This is a genomic window from Clostridioides sp. ES-S-0005-03, from assembly GCF_020658455.1.
In the GTDB taxonomy this organism is placed as follows: Bacteria; Bacillota; Clostridia; order Peptostreptococcales; family Peptostreptococcaceae; genus Clostridioides.
Window position 1 is genome coordinate 894436 of record NZ_JACVWI010000001.1, and the last position, 17811, is coordinate 912246.

Consider the following 17811-nt stretch of genomic DNA (forward strand, 5'->3'; position numbering starts at 1 on the left):
TATAATTTTAAAAATGTAAATTGAGGTTTAGGAGTAGATTTATGTATATATTGAATTTAAATACAAGAGAGATTGCAAAAGATTTTAGAACAAAATTTTATATACCAGAAAATTCATATCTTATATTAAGTGCTCCAAAAAATTTAAAATTACTCAAGGAAACTTTGGATATAGATGAAATAACATTTAATGATTGTCTTAAATTTGATGAAATAACAAAGCTTGATTTATTTGATAATTATGATTTTTTGAGCCTAAATACTTTTGAATTGAGAAATGGAGAAGCTGTTATAGAAGAAGTAAATATGTATTTATCAGATAATTTTATATTAGTTGTTGTAAATGAAGAGCATTTTCTATTTGAATTTGTAAAGAATCTTATTTTAAAAAACTCTCAACTTGAAAAAAATCCTGTCATAAACCTTTTTAAGATAAATTATTTAATTTTTAGAGAAGTTATAAAAAATGGTTTTGAATCTTTAGAAAAAGTTGAAGAATTAATTCTTGAAATAGAAGATGAGATGATGGACAATATTCATAAAAATCATGTTTCTAGAATAAGTGATGTAAGAGGATTGACTAGAACTATAGTTAAAAACACCAGACCACTTTTATATATTGGAGATAGAATAGTTAAAGAAAATATACGATATTTAAAATACTCGAATGTAAAAAAATATAATCTTGAAAATTTTCAAGGGATAGATTTTGGTATTGATAAATTATATAATTTTGCACTATCAACACGTGAGTTAGCAGATAAACTCCTAGATATTTATTCTTCTAGAGTAGGTGAAAAAACGAATCACTTAATTACAAAATTGACCCTACTTACGGCTATCTCTGCACCACTTACAATTATAACAGGAATATATGGAATGAACTTTAGGTATATGCCAGAACTAAACTGGCTTTATGGATATCCAGCAACATTACTTTTGATGTTAGGCATAGTTTTTGTTGGAATTATAATATTTAAAATAAAAAAATTATTGTAAAAATAAGATGCTTTTTAAACGATTTTAGAAAAATATATTAAAAGAAAAAGTGTATTAAGAAAATAAAAAAATATTTTAAATTGAAAATATTTATAGAAAATATTGACAATTATATTTTCTTTGCTATAATTATTAAACAAGAAGATTAATAAATTATAAAAATGGAGGATAATACTATGAAAGGGATTTTAAAAGAACTAGTGGCAAAACTTTATAGCTTTTTTTATTTTATGTTCTGGGGCTTTTATTTTAGCGCTGGCTATTTCTTTTACAAAAATACATGTAATTCCTTTCTGGTGAGGCCTTGATTTTAATAACCTTGGGCATAGGTCAATTTTATAAAAATGATTATTTTATATGGTCATGTAAGATTTGATGCTTAATAGATTATTTTAGAGAACTCATTAATGAGTTCTCTTTTTTATTTTAAACTCAAGTATAAAAATATAACATTAGGGGGTAGTAAAGATGATAGTGGTATTAAAAGTAGGAGCAGATAAGAGAGAAGTTAAGAAATTAATAGAAGCTATTTGTAAAGAAGGTGTAGAAGTGAATCCTATAGATGGAAAAGAATTAACTGTTTTGGGGTTAGTTGGAGATACTAGTAAAATAGATGCCAAAAGAATAGAAGCAAATAAGGTGGTTGAAAAAGTTATGCATGTAGTAGAACCTTTTAAAAAAGCAAATAGAAAATTTCATCCAGAACCTTCAATTATAAATGTAGATGGTATGGAAATTGGGTCAAAAAAACTTACTATGATAGCTGGTCCTTGTTCTGTTGAAACAGAGGAACAAATAGTTTCTATAGCTGAAGATGTAAAAAAATCAGGAGCAGGATTTTTAAGAGGAGGAGCATTCAAGCCAAGAACATCTCCATACGCTTTCCAAGGATTAAGATATGATGGATTAGATTTATTAAAAAAAGCAAAAGAAAAAACAGGTCTTCCTATAGTTACAGAAATAATGTCAACACAAGATATAGATGTATTTGAAGAAAATGTAGATGTAATTCAAGTTGGAGCAAGAAACATGCAAAACTTCGATTTATTGAAAGAATTAGGAAAAACAAATAAAACAATACTTTTAAAAAGAGGATTATCTGCTACAATTGAAGAGTGGCTAATGTCAGCTGAATATATAATGGCTGGAGGAAACGAAAGTGTGGTTCTTTGTGAAAGAGGTATAAGAACTTTTGAAACATACACTAGAAATACTTTGGATTTAAGTGCAATCTTAGCTGTAAAAAAACTTAGCCATTTACCAGTTATAGTTGACCCAAGTCATGCAGCAGGAAAATCATGGATGGTTGACTCTCTATCTAAAGCAGCAATTGCGGTTGGAGCAGATGGTTTAATAATAGAGGTTCATAATGACCCAGCTCATGCACTTTGTGATGGTAAACAATCAATTAAACCAGATGAGTATGAAGGATTAATAAATGAACTAAAAACTATCGCATCAGCAGTTGGAAGAGAAATATAATCTATAGAAGGATGGTTAAACGTGGAAGAAAAATTATTAGTTAATCTAAAAGAGAATAGTTACAATATATTTATAAAAAAAAGTATATTAAAAAATATAGGTAAAGAAATTAAAAAAATATATTCTGGAAATAAGATTTTTATTGTTACAGATGAAAATGTAGCAAAATTATATTTATATGAAGTTAAAAATAATTTGATTGAATCTGGATTTGAAACTAAAGCTATAATATTAGAAGCTGGTGAAGAGACAAAGTCATTTAATACTCTACCTAAAATATATGAAAGTTTACTTGACTTTAAGTTAACTAGAAAAGATTTGATTATCACATTGGGAGGAGGGGTAATTGGAGATTTAGGAGGATTTACAGCAGCAACTTTTTTAAGAGGTGTAAATTTTATTCAAATTCCAACATCTCTATTAGCTCAAGTGGACAGTTCTGTAGGTGGAAAAGTTGGAGTTGACCTTGAAAGGGGAAAAAACTTAGTAGGGAGTTTTTATCAGCCGAAAGCAGTATTTATTGACCCAGATGTATTATCATCTCTTCCAGAAAAATTTTATAGAGATGGAATGGCAGAGGTTATAAAGTATGGATGTATAAAAGATAAAACTTTTTTTAATAAGCTTGAAAACTTAAAAAATAGGGAAGAAGTGATGCAACATATAGAATACATTATACACAAATGTTGCCTTATCAAAAAAACTGTAGTTGAAGCTGATGAGAGAGATTTAGGAGATAGGATGCTTTTAAATTTTGGACACACACTAGGTCATGCTATTGAGAAACACTATAACTTTACAGGTTATACTCATGGAGAAGCTGTTGGTGTAGGCATGTATAAGATAACATTAGAGAGTGAAAAAAAAGGGATTACAAAACAAGGTACATCAGAGCTTATAAAATCAATTTTAATAAATTATGATTTACCTTATGATGTTGAATTAGGAGATAATAAATCTATAATAGATACTATATCTCTTGATAAAAAAAATCTAGGTGATACACTAAAAATAATACTTTTAAAGGATATTGGAGAAAGTATTATATATGATACTACTTCTAAATTTTTTCAGGAGGTAAAATGATGGGAAGCTTAAAAATATATCCAAGCAAATTATCAGGAGATGTGAAAATTCCTCCATCAAAAAGTATGGCACATAGAGCAGTTATTTGTGCTGCTTTAAGTGATGGAAAAAGTAGAATTTCTAATATAGATTTTTCTGATGATATCATAGCTACTATAAGAGCAATGATATCATTAGGAGCAACCATAGAAAAAAAAGAAGACATTTTAGAAATTACAGGAATCTACTCTAAAGAAGCAATTTTAAATAAAGAGAATCAATTGAATCAACCTAAATTGACTATAGATTGTAATGAATCAGGTTCTACTTTAAGGTTTCTGGTACCTATATCTTTAGCCTTTGATGGAGTAAAAAGATTTATAGGAAGAGGTAATCTTGGAAAAAGACCACTTAATACTTATTATGAGATATTTGACAGACAAGGCATAGAATACAACTACAAAGAAAATAAACTGGATTTAATCGTATCAGGAAAACTTAAACCAGACGAATTTAGAGTAAAAGGAAATATAAGTTCTCAATTTATAACAGGATTATTATTTATATTACCTACATTAGATAGTGACTCAAAGATAATAATTACCACTGAACTGGAATCTAAAGGGTATTTAGATTTAACTATTTCAACTATGAAAGATTTTGGGGTAGAAATTGTAAACAATAATTATAAAGAATTTATCATAAAAGGAAATCAAACTTATAAAGCTATAGATTATAAAGTTGAAGGAGATTATTCTCAAGGTGCATTTTATTTATCAGCAGATGCTATTGGAGAAGATATTAACATACTTGACCTTAAAGAAAATTCTCTTCAAGGAGATAGTGAAGTTATTGAGATTTTATCAAGGATGGGTGTGGAAATTTTAAGAGAAGACAACAAAATCAAAGGAATAACAAATTGTCTAAATAGTACTTTGATAGATGCATCTCAATGCCCAGATATAATACCCGTTTTATCTGTGGTAGCAGCTTTAAGTATAGGGAAGACGACTATAATCAATGCTGGAAGACTTAGAATTAAGGAGTGTGATAGACTTCATGCAATAAATGTTGAGTTAAGTAAGCTTGGGGCAAATATAGAAGAAAAAGAGGATAGTTTGATAATTGAGGGAGTAAGCAAATTAAATGGAGGCGTAGAGGTATGGAGTCACAAAGACCACAGGATTGCCATGACACTTGCAATTGCTTCCTGTAGATGTGATAAACCAATCATATTGAAAGATTTTGAGTGTGTATCAAAGTCTTATCCACATTTTTTTAAAGATTTTGAGATGTTAGGAGGAAGAATTGATGAGTGGAATATGGGGAAATAATTTAAAAATATCCATCTTTGGAGAATCTCATGGAAATGCTATAGGTATAAATATAGATGGTCTTCCAGCTGGCATTGAGTTAGACTTTGATAAAATTGATAAAGAAATGAAGAGAAGAGCACCAGGAAAAAATTCTATATCAACTTCAAGAAATGAAAGTGATATACCAGAAATTTTAAGTGGATATTTTGATGGAAAAACTACAGGAACTCCATTATGTGCAATTATAAGAAATAGTGATACTCGCTCAAAAGATTATGGAGAAGTTAAAAACTTGATGAGACCAGGTCATGCAGACTATACAGGTCATATAAAATATTCTGGGTTTAATGACTATAGAGGAGGAGGACATTTCTCAGGAAGAATAACTGCTCCATTAGTATTTTGTGGTTCTATATGTAAACAAATTTTATCACAAGAAGGTATAGAGATAGGAGCCCACATAAAAAAAATCAAGAATATAGAGGATAAGGGTTTTAATTATATAGACATCTCAAGACAAGAATTATTAAATTTACAAAATTTAGAATTACCTTTGCTTGATTTATCAAAAGAAGAAGCTATAAAAAATACTATTCTAGATGCAAAAAATCAGGGAGATTCAGTTGGTGGTATAATTGAATGTGCAGTAGTAGGTGTTAATGTAGGTGTTGGAAATCCGTTTTTTGATTCTGTTGAATCTACTCTATCACATTTACTATTTTCTGTTCCATCTATAAAAGGTGTAGAATTTGGATTAGGATTTGATATTACAGACATGTATGGTTCTCAAAGTAATGATGAAATGTACTATGATGAAGATACAGTAAAAAGTAAAACTAATAATAATGGTGGGATTGTTGGAGGTATTACAACTGGAATGCCAATAGTTTTTAAAGTAGCAATTAAGCCAACTCCATCAATTAGTAAACAACAAAATACTGTTAATATAAAAGATAAAAAAGATGATGTTTTAGCTATTAAAGGTAGACACGACCCTTGTATAGTTCAAAGAGCTGTACCTGTAATAGAAGCAGTAACAGCTATTGGAATTTTTGATTTGATGAAAGGACGATAATAATGGAGGATTTAACGAGATATAGAAATAAAATTGATGATATAGATAAGGAACTTGTTCAACTATTTGAAAAAAGGATGAATATAGTTCTCGAAATTGCTAGATATAAAATGAAAAATAATACTACTATACTTCAAAAAGATAGAGAAGAAAAAGTATTGAGTAAAGCAGTAGATAATCTAGAAGATAAAAAATATTCACAAGAGACTGTACAATTTTTCAATTCAGTAATGGAAGTTAGTAGAAATTTGCAAAAAAGATTAATAGATAATGATGTAGAGGAAAAAAATGAAAACAGTTCAAATTCATCAAATGAAAATTTTGATTTGTTAAATCTATATAAATATAAGTCATTAAAAAGTGAACTTAATAAAAAAAATCTCCTAGTAGGATTTCCTGGTATATCAGGTTCATTCACAGAAGAAGCACTAACAAAATTTTTTAACACTCAAATCACAAAAAAACAATTTAAAGAATTTGAAGATGTCTTTATAGCACTTCAAAATAAAGAAATAAATTATGGAATAATACCTATAGAAAACTCCTCTACAGGAGCAATTTCTGAAACTTACGACCTTTTAGGAAAATATGGATTCTATATAGTTGGGGAAGAGTGTATAAAAATAAATCAAAATTTAATTGGAATAAAGGGCACAAACCTTGAAGATATTAAAGAAATATATTCACATCCACAAGGAATAGGTCAGAGTAGTGAATTTTTAAAACAAAATAGTCAATGGAAATTGATACCTTTTAATAATACAGCAACTAGTGCTGAACTTGTTAAAAGGCTTCAAGATAAAACAAAGGCAGCAATTGCTAGTAAAAAAGCCGCAACGATTTATGGATTAGAAATAATAAGTCCTTGTATAAATGATATAACAGATAATTATACTAGATTTGTGGTAATTAGTAATGAGATACACATTGAAGAAGAGTCAAATAAGATGAGTATTGTATTTTCTGTTGAGCATGAAGCTGGAAAGCTTTATAAAATACTTGGATACTTTGCTGAAAACAATATAAATATGACAAAAATAGAATCAAGACCAATGAAAAATGCTTCTTGGAGATATTTCTTTTATATAGATTTTGAATGTTCTATATATGATTCAAAAGTATGTAGCTTATTAGACATGATAGAACGTAATACAGCATACTTCAAATTTATCGGTGTATATAGAAATAAAATTGAATAGATAAATGTAATTTTTTCTTTAAACAGAATGATTGGAGGTGTAAAGATGAATTTTTTTGGTCTAATAGGTGAAAAGCTATCTCATAGCGTTTCACCTCAAATTCATAAGAGGTTATTTGAAGTATTGAATATTGAAGGTGCTTATAAGAACTTTGAGATTTCAAAAGAAAATATACCAATGTTGGATGATGCTATAAAATTATTAAGAATCAAAGGTGTAAATGTTACTGTCCCATATAAAGAAAGAGTCATGGAGTTTTTAGATTTTATATCTCCAGAAGCAAAGCGTATAGGGGCAGTTAACACAATTTTACTTAAAGAGAATAAATTGTATGGCTATAATACAGATTATTTTGGACTTGACATTATGTTCAAAATAGCTAATATTGATATTCAAGGAAAGACAGCTGTTATATTAGGTACTGGAGGTGCATCTAAAGCAGCCATAACATACCTTCTTGATTCTGGAATAGATAAAGTTTATGTTTCAAGTAGAAAAAAAGATAATAAAAAGCTATCAAATAATTCAGCTATATTAATAGATTATGAAGAACTTAAGAATATAAAAGGAGATATAATATTAAATGCAACTCCAGTAGGAATGTACCCTAATATAGGATTATCACCTGTCTCAAAATCTATTATACAAAATTTTGATATATTAGTAGATTTGATTTACAATCCTAAAAAAACTTCTTTTCTAGAAATTGGTCAGAATCTAGGTAAAAAAACGTGTAATGGATTATATATGTTGGTTGGGCAAGCAATAAAATCTCAAGAAATATGGCAGAATACTAAAATAGATAATGGTGTTTTAAATATTATATATGAAGAAATAAAATTAAACTTTTTATAGGGGGATTGATTATGATAAACAAAGAAAAAGTAATATTAATAGGTATGCCAGGCAGTGGAAAAACTACAATTGGAAAACTTTTAGCACAGGAATATAATTGTAGTTTTTGTGATATGGATGATTATATAAACAAAATATCTCAAAAAAGTATAGCAGAATTATTTTTAGAAGGAGAAGAGGTTTTTAGAAATTATGAAACTCAAGCATGTAGAGAACTTTCTACTAGCGATAAAACAGTAGTCTCTACTGGTGGTGGTGTAATAAAAAAAGATATTAATATAGAAATACTCAAAGAAGCAGGAATAATACTTTTTATTAATAGACCTATAGAAAAAATTTTAGAAGATATAAATATTAATTCAAGACCCTTATTACAAGATGGAAAAGAAAAATTATACAATCTTTATAATGAAAGAATAAATCTTTATAAAAATGCTGCGGATATAGAAATTTTAAATGATAAATCATTAAATGATGCTGTATATAATATCAAAAATGCAATTAATAAAAATTTTAAATTTGAATTTAATGAAAAAATAATCTAGGGGGAAATAAGAATAATGAATATTGTTGTTGTAGGATTAGGAGTTATAGGAGGTTCTTTTGCTAAGGCACTGAAAAAAGCTGGATATGAAGATGTGTTTGGAGTAGATATAGATTCTGAAACTCTGAAAAAAGCAGAAGAGTTAGAAATCATCAAAAAAGGATGTACTACAGGGAAGGAATTTTTCAAACAAGCTGATTTGATTATATTATCTATATATCCTAGATTAATTGTAAATTTTTTAGAAAATAATAAAGAGTATTTTAAAAGAGGAACTATAATTACTGATACCACAGGAATAAAAGAAGTTCTTATAAATGATGTCTTAAAAATTATTCCAGATGATATAGATTTTATATTTGGTCATCCAATGGCAGGTAGAGAAAAAAAGGGAATTGATTTTGCGAGTGATGAGGTATTTAAAGAAGCAAATTATATAATTACTCCAACTGGCAGAAATAATATAAAAAACTTGGAGTTTGTTGAGAATTTAATTTTAGAGATAGGATTTAAAAGAGTAAAAAAATTAACTGCACAAAAACATGATGAAATGATAGCTTTTACATCTCAATTACCTCATGTAATGGCAGTTGCTCTTATAAATAGTGATGAAGAAGGTAGAGATACAGGCAAATTTATTGGAGATAGCTATAGGGATTTAACTCGTATTGCAAATATGAATGAAGACCTATGGAGTGAACTTTTTTTAGGAAATAGAGATAATTTATTAAAATCTATAGAAAATTTTGAGATGGAAGTGAATTTAATAAAAGAGGCTATCTTTAATAATGATAAAAATAAACTTGTTGAATATTTTAAAACATCTTCAGTCAGAAGAGAGTATTTAGAAAAATAGACTCTTATTTAAATTATATAAATTTTAAATTACATGTAAGTGGGTATAAATATAAACAATAACATATTTAATCATATTAGTCTTATTGTTACTAATGTAATTAAATATGCTATTGCTGTATTTATACCCTTAATTTTATTATCCTATAAATAATACTTATTTAATATGTTCTTTATTAACAATTTATAAAACTCAATTGTAAAAAAGAGTTTTTAATAGTAAAATAAAGTGAATCAACTAAATATAACTAGTGGAGAGGGTGAGGTGTAGCTACTTGAAATATAGTAGGCAGATATTAAAAAGTATATTAATAGCATTTATGGTACTATTCTTTTTTAGTGTATTTGCGTTTTTTTATATAAGTAATATGGATAATGTATTAGAATATGAGACAAAGAATTATTTATCAGAAATTAGTGAAGAGAGTAAGATTGCAATTAATAGTAAGTTGAAAAGTAATTTAAATGAATTAGAAAGTATTTCTAAGTTTTTAGAAATAGAAGATAATTTTAATTTAGAAAAAACTTTAAAAATCTTGGAATCATATAATAAAAATAGTAACTATAATAACATTGGTATGATTTTACCTAATGGCAAAGGCTATGCTAAAGGTATTTTTGGAACAGATTTTTCAGATAGGGATTATTTTAAGTTGGCCATTAAAGGTACAGCTAATATATCAAAGCCTTTAATAGATAAAGATACTGGAAAATTGACGAAAACATATGCAGTCCCATTATACAATAATGGTAAAATTGTTGCTGTTATTGCAGCTGATTATGATGTTGAGTTTGTATCTGAGTTTTTGTCTATTTCAACTTTTAATGGTGAAAGTTTTTCACTTATATGTGATAGTAATGGTGAAATAATTATACCATCTTATCACAAAAATTCAAATTCAAATATTACAAATCTTTCACAAGTTAATTTTAAAAAAACATTTACTTTTAAAAATATGAAAATATCGGATAAAGGAGTAGTAGAGGCTAAAGAATCAGGAAAAGAAATCTATATGGCATATACTTCTTTAGGAATAAATGACTGGTTTATAATATCAATCGTTCCAAAGATAGTTGTATCTAAAAAGCTAAACAATTTAATGATGATTACAATTATTGGATGGATTATACTTTCATTTTTGTTTTTAGGTGTTATACTGTACATATTATATTCAAAAGCAAAGAGTCAAAAGACTATAGAAAAAATAGCATATACAGATCTTGTAACTGGTTATTCAAATTGGCGAAAATTTGAATCAGATGCTATAAATTTACTAAAGAAAGCATCACAAAATGATAAACATGCAATGGTAACATTTGATATTGATAAATTCAAAGCAATTAATGATATATATGGCCATAAAAAAGGCAACTCAATTTTAAAAGATATTGCAGATACATTAAATAATATGACTCATGATAATGAGACTTTTGCTCGTGTTAGTTCTGATAATTTTAATATCTTATTAAAATATAAGACAAAAGAAGATATAGTAAATACTATTAAAAAAATCATTATTAGTAATGACTTTGTAAATTTGTCTTTTGGAATCTATGAAATTAAGGATAAGAACTTATCTATAAGTGCATATAGTGATAGAGCTTCACTTGCGAAATTATCAATAAAAAACAATAGAGATATAAATTTTGCTTTTTTTAACGATAAGTTAAGGGATAAGTTATTACTTGAAGATAAAATAGAGAAAGAGATGGAATATGCACTTGAAAATAATCAATTTATAATGTATTTACAACCAAAATACAATATTAAATCAGATAAATTTTGTGGAAGTGAGGCACTGGTTAGATGGCAATACACAGAAAAAGAATTTATATATCCAAGTGATTTTATTCCTATATTTGAAAAGAATGGTTTTATTACAAAAATTGATATGTACATACTAGAACAAGCTTGCAAAGAAATTAGAACTTTATTTGACAAAGGTATTTTACCTTTACCTATATCTGTGAACTTTTCAAGAGTTGATTTTTTAAAAAAAGATTTTATCACAAAAATAGTTAATATATGTGATAAATATAAAATACCATATAGTTTAATAGAAATTGAAATTACTGAATCTAGTATGTTTGGTGATACGGACACTCTATTTGATGTAAGTAGAAGACTTCAAGATATTGGATTTATAATTTCAATGGATGATTTTGGGTCAGGATATTCTTCTGTAAATATGCTTAAAAATATACCTTTAAATGTAATCAAATTAGATAGAGGCTTTTTTATTGATGATAAGAATATTGATAAAAGTCAAATTGTTATAAAAAGTATAGTTTCGCTTATTAAACAATTGGGAATAAGAGTCGTTGCTGAAGGAATTGAAACAAAAAGTCAGGTGGAAATGTTAAGGGAAGCAAATTGTGACATTATTCAGGGTTATTATTTTTCAAAACCATTACCAGTTAAAGAGTTTGAGAAATTAGTCTATAAAATATAGGTCAATAAATTTTAATTTGGAGGTGGTAAGTAAGTGATAAGAGCAAAATCGTTGAAAAGCGTAATGAGTATTATATTAATATTTTTATTCACAATAATTTCTTTTTCTGATTTTGCATTTAAAACTAATGCTCAAGAAGAAGAAAACAATAAAGTTAGTTTAAAAGAAATATCTTTACAAAGTTCTAATGCTATAAAAATAAAGCTAGACAGTTCATTATCATTTGTTAAGAGTATAGCGAATATGGTTTCATATTTTGATACTATAGATAATCCTGAGATAATCCCGTTATTAGCTAAAATATCAAAAGAATCTGATTTTCAAAGAATATCAATTGCTTCTCCTAATGGAATAAGTCATACTAGCGATGGGAAAGTTGTTGATATATCAAATTACCAATATTTTAAGAAAGCTATTAGTGGAGACAGTAACATATCTGAAGTAGTAAAATCTCCTATTGATGGAAAAGATACTTTTGTTATAGCTACACCTGTATACAAAGAAAATAAAGTGATTGGTGTTTTATATGGTTCATACTATAATGATAAATTAGCTGAATTCATTGACATAACAAGTTTTAACAGTGAAGGATATATAGATATATTTGAATCTAGCGGACAATTTGTTTTGAAATCTTCACATACAAATGCTATAGTTGGAGCAAGTAGTAATATATACGATATATTCAAGGAAGCTTCTTTTGATGCTGGTTATAGCTATAAAAAAGTATATGAAGATACAAAACATAAAAAGAGTGGATTTATTTCATATAAATACAAAGGTAAAGAACGTTATGCAACATACACACCAATAGGTGTAAATGACTGGTATGTTCTCTCAGTAATACCACAATATACTGTAAGAAAAAATATTGATAAAATAAATCAATTAGCATTTTCTTTAATTTGTAAGGTGTTCTTATTATTTATTGCACTAATAATATATATCTTCTATAAAAATAATAAATCACAAAAGCATATTCTAAAAGCCAATAAGGAAATATCATCTATTACAAATAGCATTCCTGGAGGAGTTCAAAAATGTACTGTTGATGAAAAATTTGAGTTTGAATTTTTAAGTGATGGATTTGTTGATTTGTTTGGTTACACAAGAGAAGAAATAAAAATGCAATTTAATAATAGTTTTTATAAAATAATACACAAAGATGATGTTGAAAGAGTAAAAAAAGAAATCTCTGAACAACTTTATAAAAATAAAACTATTGAATTGGAATACAGAGTTAGAACTAAAAGTGGTGATATAGTCTGGATATCTGATAAGGGGGAACTTATAGTAGAACCTGATGGTAAAAAATATCTTTATTGTGTTACAGTAGATATTACCAAAACAAAACAATTAGAAAAAGAAATGGAACAAAAGAATTTAGAACTTGAAATGGTATCAGAAAATATATTAGGCGGAATACTTATAACAGAATTTGATGAAGATTTTACTATACAATATGCTAACTCTGGTTATCTATCAATGATTGGATATACACGTAAACAGTTAGAAGATGAACTCCAATATAAATCATGTAATCTTGTTTTTTATGATGATAGAAAAAAGATTCTTGAAAATTTAAGACATCAGTTGATTATTGGAAATATCGCTGTAGGTGAATATAGAATAAAGAAATGTGATGGCAAGATGATATGGGTTTCTTTAAAAGGAAGGCTTATTACTGATAGTGATGATAGCAAAAAAGGAATTTGGATTTTAACTGATATAACTGATTTAAAAAATGCAGAACAAAAACTTAGAATTAATGAAGAAAGATTTAGAATTGCATTAAATCAAACATCAAATATTATATTTGAGTATGATATAAATACAAAATCTCTTGTAAATACTAATAAGAGTATGGAAAATTATAATATTGATAAAATAAATGAAAATGTTCCTTATTCCTTAGTTGAAGCAGGAATTATTTATAAAGACTTTAGTGAAGATTTTATAAAAATGTATGAGAAGATAATAAGTGGAGAAAAAACTGCAAGTTGTGTTGTTAAAATAAGAGTTCCAGATCAAGGCTACATATGGAACAAAATTACATTAACTACTATTTTTGATGAAGATGGTAAACCTATAAGAGCTATTGGGATACAAGAAGATATAAGTGAACAAAAAGAAGCAGAAATAAGATATAATCAAGCATACAAATATCATTCCGCTATATTATCAGAAGCAATAATAACCTATGAAATAAATGTATCAAAGGATATTTTTATAAGGGGTAATGAAAATTGGTATCGACAATTTGGAATTAAACCAAGCAATGACTACTCTGAAATGGTAAAATCTATATCAGAGACTGTTATTTATAAAGATGATAAAGAAGTCTTTTTAAATACATTTTTATGTAGACATTTATTAGAAGCCTATAAAAATAATATAAGTGAAATAAAGTTGGAATATAGAAGAATGAATCAAGATGATAAAATGATTTGGGTACTTTGTACAATGCATTTAATAAAAGACTCTATTACGAATGATATAAAAGCACTTGCTTATATTAAAGATATCGACGAACAGAAAAATGAAGAAATTAAATTAAAATTAAAAGCTGAAAGAGATACTTTAACAGGATTATATAATAAGGGTACTACAGAAAATCTTATTAATGATTTTCTAAATTCAGAAGAATCAAATTCAGGAATTCATGCCTTTTTAATTATTGATATAGATAATTTTAAATCAATAAATGATAATTTAGGACATGTTTTTGGAGATAAAGTTTTGTATGAAGTTTCTAAACAACTAAAGCCTATATTTAGAAATAATGATATAGTGGGGCGTATTGGTGGTGATGAATTTATAGTATTCTTAAAGAATATTCAATCTTTTGAAAATGCTAAAAGTAAAGCAGAAAAAATATGTAATATATTTAGAAATTCTTATACTGGAAATAAAAAAACGTATAAGATATCTGGTACAGTTGGAATTTCATTCGTACCAGAACATGGAGCTGTATTTGAAGAACTTTATAAAAAAGCAGACATGGCACTTTATTATGCAAAGAATAAAGGAAAAGATAAGTATTCACTTTATAATGATTGTATATGTGAAAATAAACTTGAAACCGATATAAGTAATGGTAGTGTGAAAGAAGAAAGTCTAAAAGGTGAAATTGAATATGAAGATTCTAATCTATCACTAAAAGAAGTTCTTGATTCTATTGATAATTATATATATATAGTAAATCCGAATACTTATGACCTTATTTTTATTAATAATAAGGTCTCAAATTTAGACTTAGAAATAAAAATAGGAGATAAATGTTATAAATCATTATTAAAATCTAATATTCCTTGTAATAACTGCCCGATTAATGGATTAAAAGAAAATAGAGATTCAAAATTTAAAACAGAGACAAATATATTTGGAGAAAATGTATCAATTGCAAGTTGGATTAATTGGATAGATGGAGAATATAACTGTCTTATAGAGTGCATAGATATTTCTTTATATAAAAACAAATAAAAAGGATTATATAAATATGATTAATTTAATATTGGGTTTAATATTTATAATTTACTATTTTTATCTTAAAATAGTTTTTGGTGGTATTTCATTTAGTGGATTTTTCTTAGTTATAGGAATACTATTAATTGTTTATCGAATCTTAAAAAAGAAAATTAAAGAAAAGAAGGTTTTTTATAAAGTGCTAAAAATACTAATTAGTGTTTTCTTAATAGTATTCATGATTACTGAAAGCTTAATAATCTTTTATCCTAAAAATAGTTTTGAGACAAAAAGTGATTATCTTTTGATTTTAGGAGCTTCTGTAAAAAAGACTACACCAAGTACTACATTGAAGGGAAGATTAAACACTGCTTTAAAATATTTAAAAGTTAATAGTGAATGCTATGTAGTAGTATCAGGTGGTAAGGGTAATGGAGAAAATATAACTGAGGCAAAAGCTATGAAAGATTATCTTGTTAGAAATGGTATAGATAGCAATAGAATAATAGAAGAAGATAAATCTACAAATACTTATGAAAACTTTAAATATTCAAAGCTAAAGATAGAAGAGCATAGTAGAAAAAGAATAAAAAATATAAAAGTAAAAATTGTAACAACTGATTTTCATGTTCTTAGGAGTAAAATACTAGCATCTAGAAATGAATATAAAAATATTTCTTTTTACGCTAGTAAGTCAAAGCTTTCATTTGTTCCAACATATTATACAAGAGAATTTTTTGCAATATGGAAAACAATTGTTTTTGATAGGTGAAAGTGATATGTGACAAATAAAAATACTAGATATAAATCATAAATTTATATCTAGTATTTTTTATGTAAAAATCCAATGCAGATTTCACAGTATGAATTGACCTTGAAGAAAGGCGATAACTGGAAGATAGTAAGGTAAATCATAAAAGCGTGCATTTCTATATAAGATTTGCATACTTTTAATTTGACAATAAAACTTTGCAAAAGTTGTTGACAAGTAAACTTGGCAGTGTTATATTATAATTGACAAGTAAACTTGGCAATAAAAGGAGAATATAGATGAATAAAGAAGAAATTTTAGAAAGAAGTAGACAAGAAAAATCAGATGAGGGATATTTATTCGTATTAAATAAAGGTCAACGATATGGAACTTTATTATTTGTAGGTATAATAGTACCGCTCATTATCTTAAATCTTATAAAATTAAGAACAACTGATTTATCCTTATTATTAACTATATTATGGGGCTGGTTAACTGGGAACTATTATGGGAGTTTTAAGGCATTAAATAAAAAGAGTGGCTTTATTATCCTTCTCTCTTCTATTATAACATTGAGTAGTTTTATCTATTACATTACACAAGTATTTTAAGAAAGGGGAATTGATATGAATAAAGAAGCTGTTTTAAACAAGGCAAAATTGGAAAAAAACGAAGAATTTGAAAACACAGTAAGTCAAAAAGCTACTGCAATTGGTTCAATTGCTTTAGCGATTATTTGTGGTGTTGTTTTCGCAGTCAAAGTAGTTGTATCTGACATGAGAGGTCTTGAAAAAGTAACACCATTCTATGATATTTTAGCTGTATTAACTGGCTATGTATCAGTTGTTTATTTTGTTGTTTACAGAAAGATAAATGAGAAAAAATATTTGCTGATAAGTATAGGGGCTTTAATTATTTTTGCACTATGTATTTTTAAATTCATTTATACGTTATAGGTAGAAGTGATATGGAAAAAGAAGAATTGATATTAAAAAATAGTTTGAAAGAAGCAAGGTCAGAAGCAAAATTATCTCAATCAGCATTAGCAAAAATGGTTGGAGTATCACGTAATACTATTAGTTCAATAGAAACAGGACAATTCAATCCTACTGCTAAACTTGCATTGATTTTATGCATTGCATTAGATAAAAAGTTTGAAGATTTATTTTTCTTTTAGGATGGATTAATTTATGAGAATAATAGTATGCCTATTCATAACTATAACTGCGAAAGTATTATTAACTCAACAAAGAAGAAAAGAAGTGAAAAGAGAAGCACTAATCTAAATAGATTGTAATGCTTCCCTTTTTTCTTTAAAGTACTATTGGTAAATATTCATAATATTAATATAAATCACTATGAAAATAATTTCAAGTTTATCTTGATTATTTAAAAATATAAATGAAGCTTTCAAAAATTAATTTAGTTTACATAATATAAATATAGTTAACTTTTTAGATTCGCTTGTAGCTTAAACATCAAATTACACATTTAAATAGATTTTAAGGAAGTTTGTATGAAATATGTATAAAACATCGCGTGGTTTTATAGAGTACATTTAAAATCCAAAATGCGGAGAGATAAATTTTGGCTGAAATTTATAAAAATGAAATTTATGAATTTAATTAAAAAAATAAAAGAAAAGTTTGCTAAAATAAAAAATAGAAACACAAGTATTTTTAATGGAAATTTATGCGATACAACGAGTCTTTAATTTGAAAAGGATTTGAATGAAAATAAAATTCGATAAATT

At 26.5% G+C, this 17811-nt stretch carries 15 protein-coding genes and 1 pseudogene; all 16 read left to right on the forward strand.

Annotated elements, in window-relative coordinates; translation table 11 throughout:
- Positions 1-41 precede the first annotated feature (41 nt).
- The 16 genes and pseudogenes from IC218_RS04235 to IC218_RS04305 all read left to right on the forward strand — a co-directional run bounded on the left by IC218_RS04235 (position 42) and on the right by IC218_RS04305 (position 17235).
- A complete protein-coding gene (locus tag IC218_RS04235; RefSeq protein ID WP_227436068.1) occupies positions 42-998 on the forward strand; it encodes a CorA family divalent cation transporter in 957 nt (318 codons plus the stop codon).
- A gap of 468 nt (positions 999-1466) precedes the next feature.
- Positions 1467-2480, forward strand: coding sequence for a 3-deoxy-7-phosphoheptulonate synthase (aroF, locus tag IC218_RS04240; protein WP_227436070.1), 1014 nt, complete (start codon positions 1467-1469; stop codon positions 2478-2480).
- Positions 2481-2501: 21 nt separating this feature from the next.
- On the forward strand, positions 2502-3566 hold the full coding sequence (aroB, locus tag IC218_RS04245) for a 3-dehydroquinate synthase (RefSeq protein WP_227823869.1): 1065 nt from the start codon (positions 2502-2504) through the stop codon (positions 3564-3566).
- Positions 3566-4879, forward strand: coding sequence for a 3-phosphoshikimate 1-carboxyvinyltransferase (gene aroA / locus IC218_RS04250; RefSeq protein WP_227823870.1), 1314 nt, complete (start codon positions 3566-3568; stop codon positions 4877-4879). Before aroB ends, aroA begins: the two co-directional genes overlap by 1 nt.
- Positions 4857-5936, forward strand: coding sequence for a chorismate synthase (gene aroC / locus IC218_RS04255; protein WP_227823871.1), 1080 nt, complete (start codon positions 4857-4859; stop codon positions 5934-5936). The genes aroA and aroC overlap by 23 nt, the downstream gene beginning before the upstream one ends.
- A 2-nt stretch (positions 5937-5938) precedes the next feature.
- Positions 5939-7135: a prephenate dehydratase gene (gene pheA / locus IC218_RS04260; RefSeq protein ID WP_227823872.1), complete on the forward strand. Its 1197-nt coding sequence runs from the start codon at positions 5939-5941 to the stop codon at positions 7133-7135.
- Positions 7136-7180: 45 nt separating this feature from the next.
- Positions 7181-7990, forward strand: coding sequence for a shikimate dehydrogenase (gene aroE / locus IC218_RS04265; RefSeq protein WP_227436087.1), 810 nt, complete (start codon positions 7181-7183; stop codon positions 7988-7990).
- 11 nt (positions 7991-8001) lie between these two features.
- Complete coding sequence (locus IC218_RS04270) at positions 8002-8535, forward strand: shikimate kinase (RefSeq protein WP_227483106.1); 534 nt, start codon at positions 8002-8004, stop codon at positions 8533-8535.
- Positions 8536-8550: 15 nt separating this feature from the next.
- Positions 8551-9390, forward strand: coding sequence for a prephenate dehydrogenase (locus tag IC218_RS04275; RefSeq protein ID WP_227823873.1), 840 nt, complete (start codon positions 8551-8553; stop codon positions 9388-9390).
- A 367-nt stretch (positions 9391-9757) separates the two neighbouring features.
- Positions 9758-10435: pseudogene (locus IC218_RS22155) on the forward strand (cache domain-containing protein); the annotation flags it as partial.
- A gap of 54 nt (positions 10436-10489) precedes the next feature.
- Positions 10490-11842, forward strand: coding sequence for a putative bifunctional diguanylate cyclase/phosphodiesterase (locus IC218_RS22160; protein WP_413927323.1), 1353 nt, complete (start codon positions 10490-10492; stop codon positions 11840-11842).
- Positions 11843-11875: 33 nt separating this feature from the next.
- The gene (locus tag IC218_RS04285; RefSeq protein WP_227823875.1) at positions 11876-15325 is read left to right on the forward strand and encodes a GGDEF domain-containing protein; all 3450 of its coding nucleotides are present in this window, start codon (positions 11876-11878) and stop codon (positions 15323-15325) included.
- Positions 15326-15341: 16 nt separating this feature from the next.
- Complete coding sequence (locus tag IC218_RS04290) at positions 15342-16079, forward strand: YdcF family protein (RefSeq protein WP_227823876.1); 738 nt, start codon at positions 15342-15344, stop codon at positions 16077-16079.
- A 278-nt stretch (positions 16080-16357) separates the two neighbouring features.
- A complete protein-coding gene (locus tag IC218_RS04295) occupies positions 16358-16669 on the forward strand; it encodes a DUF6442 family protein (RefSeq protein WP_227436109.1) in 312 nt (103 codons plus the stop codon).
- Positions 16670-16684: 15 nt separating this feature from the next.
- Positions 16685-17014, forward strand: coding sequence for a DUF6442 family protein (locus tag IC218_RS04300; RefSeq protein WP_227436111.1), 330 nt, complete (start codon positions 16685-16687; stop codon positions 17012-17014).
- A gap of 11 nt (positions 17015-17025) precedes the next feature.
- A complete protein-coding gene (locus tag IC218_RS04305) occupies positions 17026-17235 on the forward strand; it encodes a helix-turn-helix transcriptional regulator (RefSeq protein ID WP_227436112.1) in 210 nt (69 codons plus the stop codon).
- The last annotated feature ends 576 nt before the right edge of the window (positions 17236-17811 follow it).

Bases quoted from the DNA above. Each gene is read 5' to 3' on its own strand.
- pheA (WP_227823872.1), top strand. From the start codon at position 5,939: ATGGAGGATTTAACGAGATATAGAAATAAAATTGATGATATAGATAAG.
- aroA (WP_227823870.1), top strand. From the start codon at position 3,566: ATGGGAAGCTTAAAAATATATCCAAGCAAATTATCAGGAGATGTGAAA.
- IC218_RS04270 (WP_227483106.1), top strand. From the start codon at position 8,002: ATGATAAACAAAGAAAAAGTAATATTAATAGGTATGCCAGGCAGTGGA.
- IC218_RS04275 (WP_227823873.1), top strand. From the start codon at position 8,551: ATGAATATTGTTGTTGTAGGATTAGGAGTTATAGGAGGTTCTTTTGCT.
- IC218_RS04290 (WP_227823876.1), top strand. From the start codon at position 15,342: ATGATTAATTTAATATTGGGTTTAATATTTATAATTTACTATTTTTAT.
- aroC (WP_227823871.1), top strand. From the start codon at position 4,857: ATGAGTGGAATATGGGGAAATAATTTAAAAATATCCATCTTTGGAGAA.
- IC218_RS22160 (WP_413927323.1), top strand. From the start codon at position 10,490: ATGATGATTACAATTATTGGATGGATTATACTTTCATTTTTGTTTTTA.
- IC218_RS04295 (WP_227436109.1), top strand. From the start codon at position 16,358: ATGAATAAAGAAGAAATTTTAGAAAGAAGTAGACAAGAAAAATCAGAT.
- IC218_RS04305 (WP_227436112.1), top strand. From the start codon at position 17,026: ATGGAAAAAGAAGAATTGATATTAAAAAATAGTTTGAAAGAAGCAAGG.
- aroE (WP_227436087.1), top strand. From the start codon at position 7,181: ATGAATTTTTTTGGTCTAATAGGTGAAAAGCTATCTCATAGCGTTTCA.
- aroF (WP_227436070.1), top strand. From the start codon at position 1,467: ATGATAGTGGTATTAAAAGTAGGAGCAGATAAGAGAGAAGTTAAGAAA.
- IC218_RS04300 (WP_227436111.1), top strand. From the start codon at position 16,685: ATGAATAAAGAAGCTGTTTTAAACAAGGCAAAATTGGAAAAAAACGAA.
- IC218_RS04235 (WP_227436068.1), top strand. From the start codon at position 42: ATGTATATATTGAATTTAAATACAAGAGAGATTGCAAAAGATTTTAGA.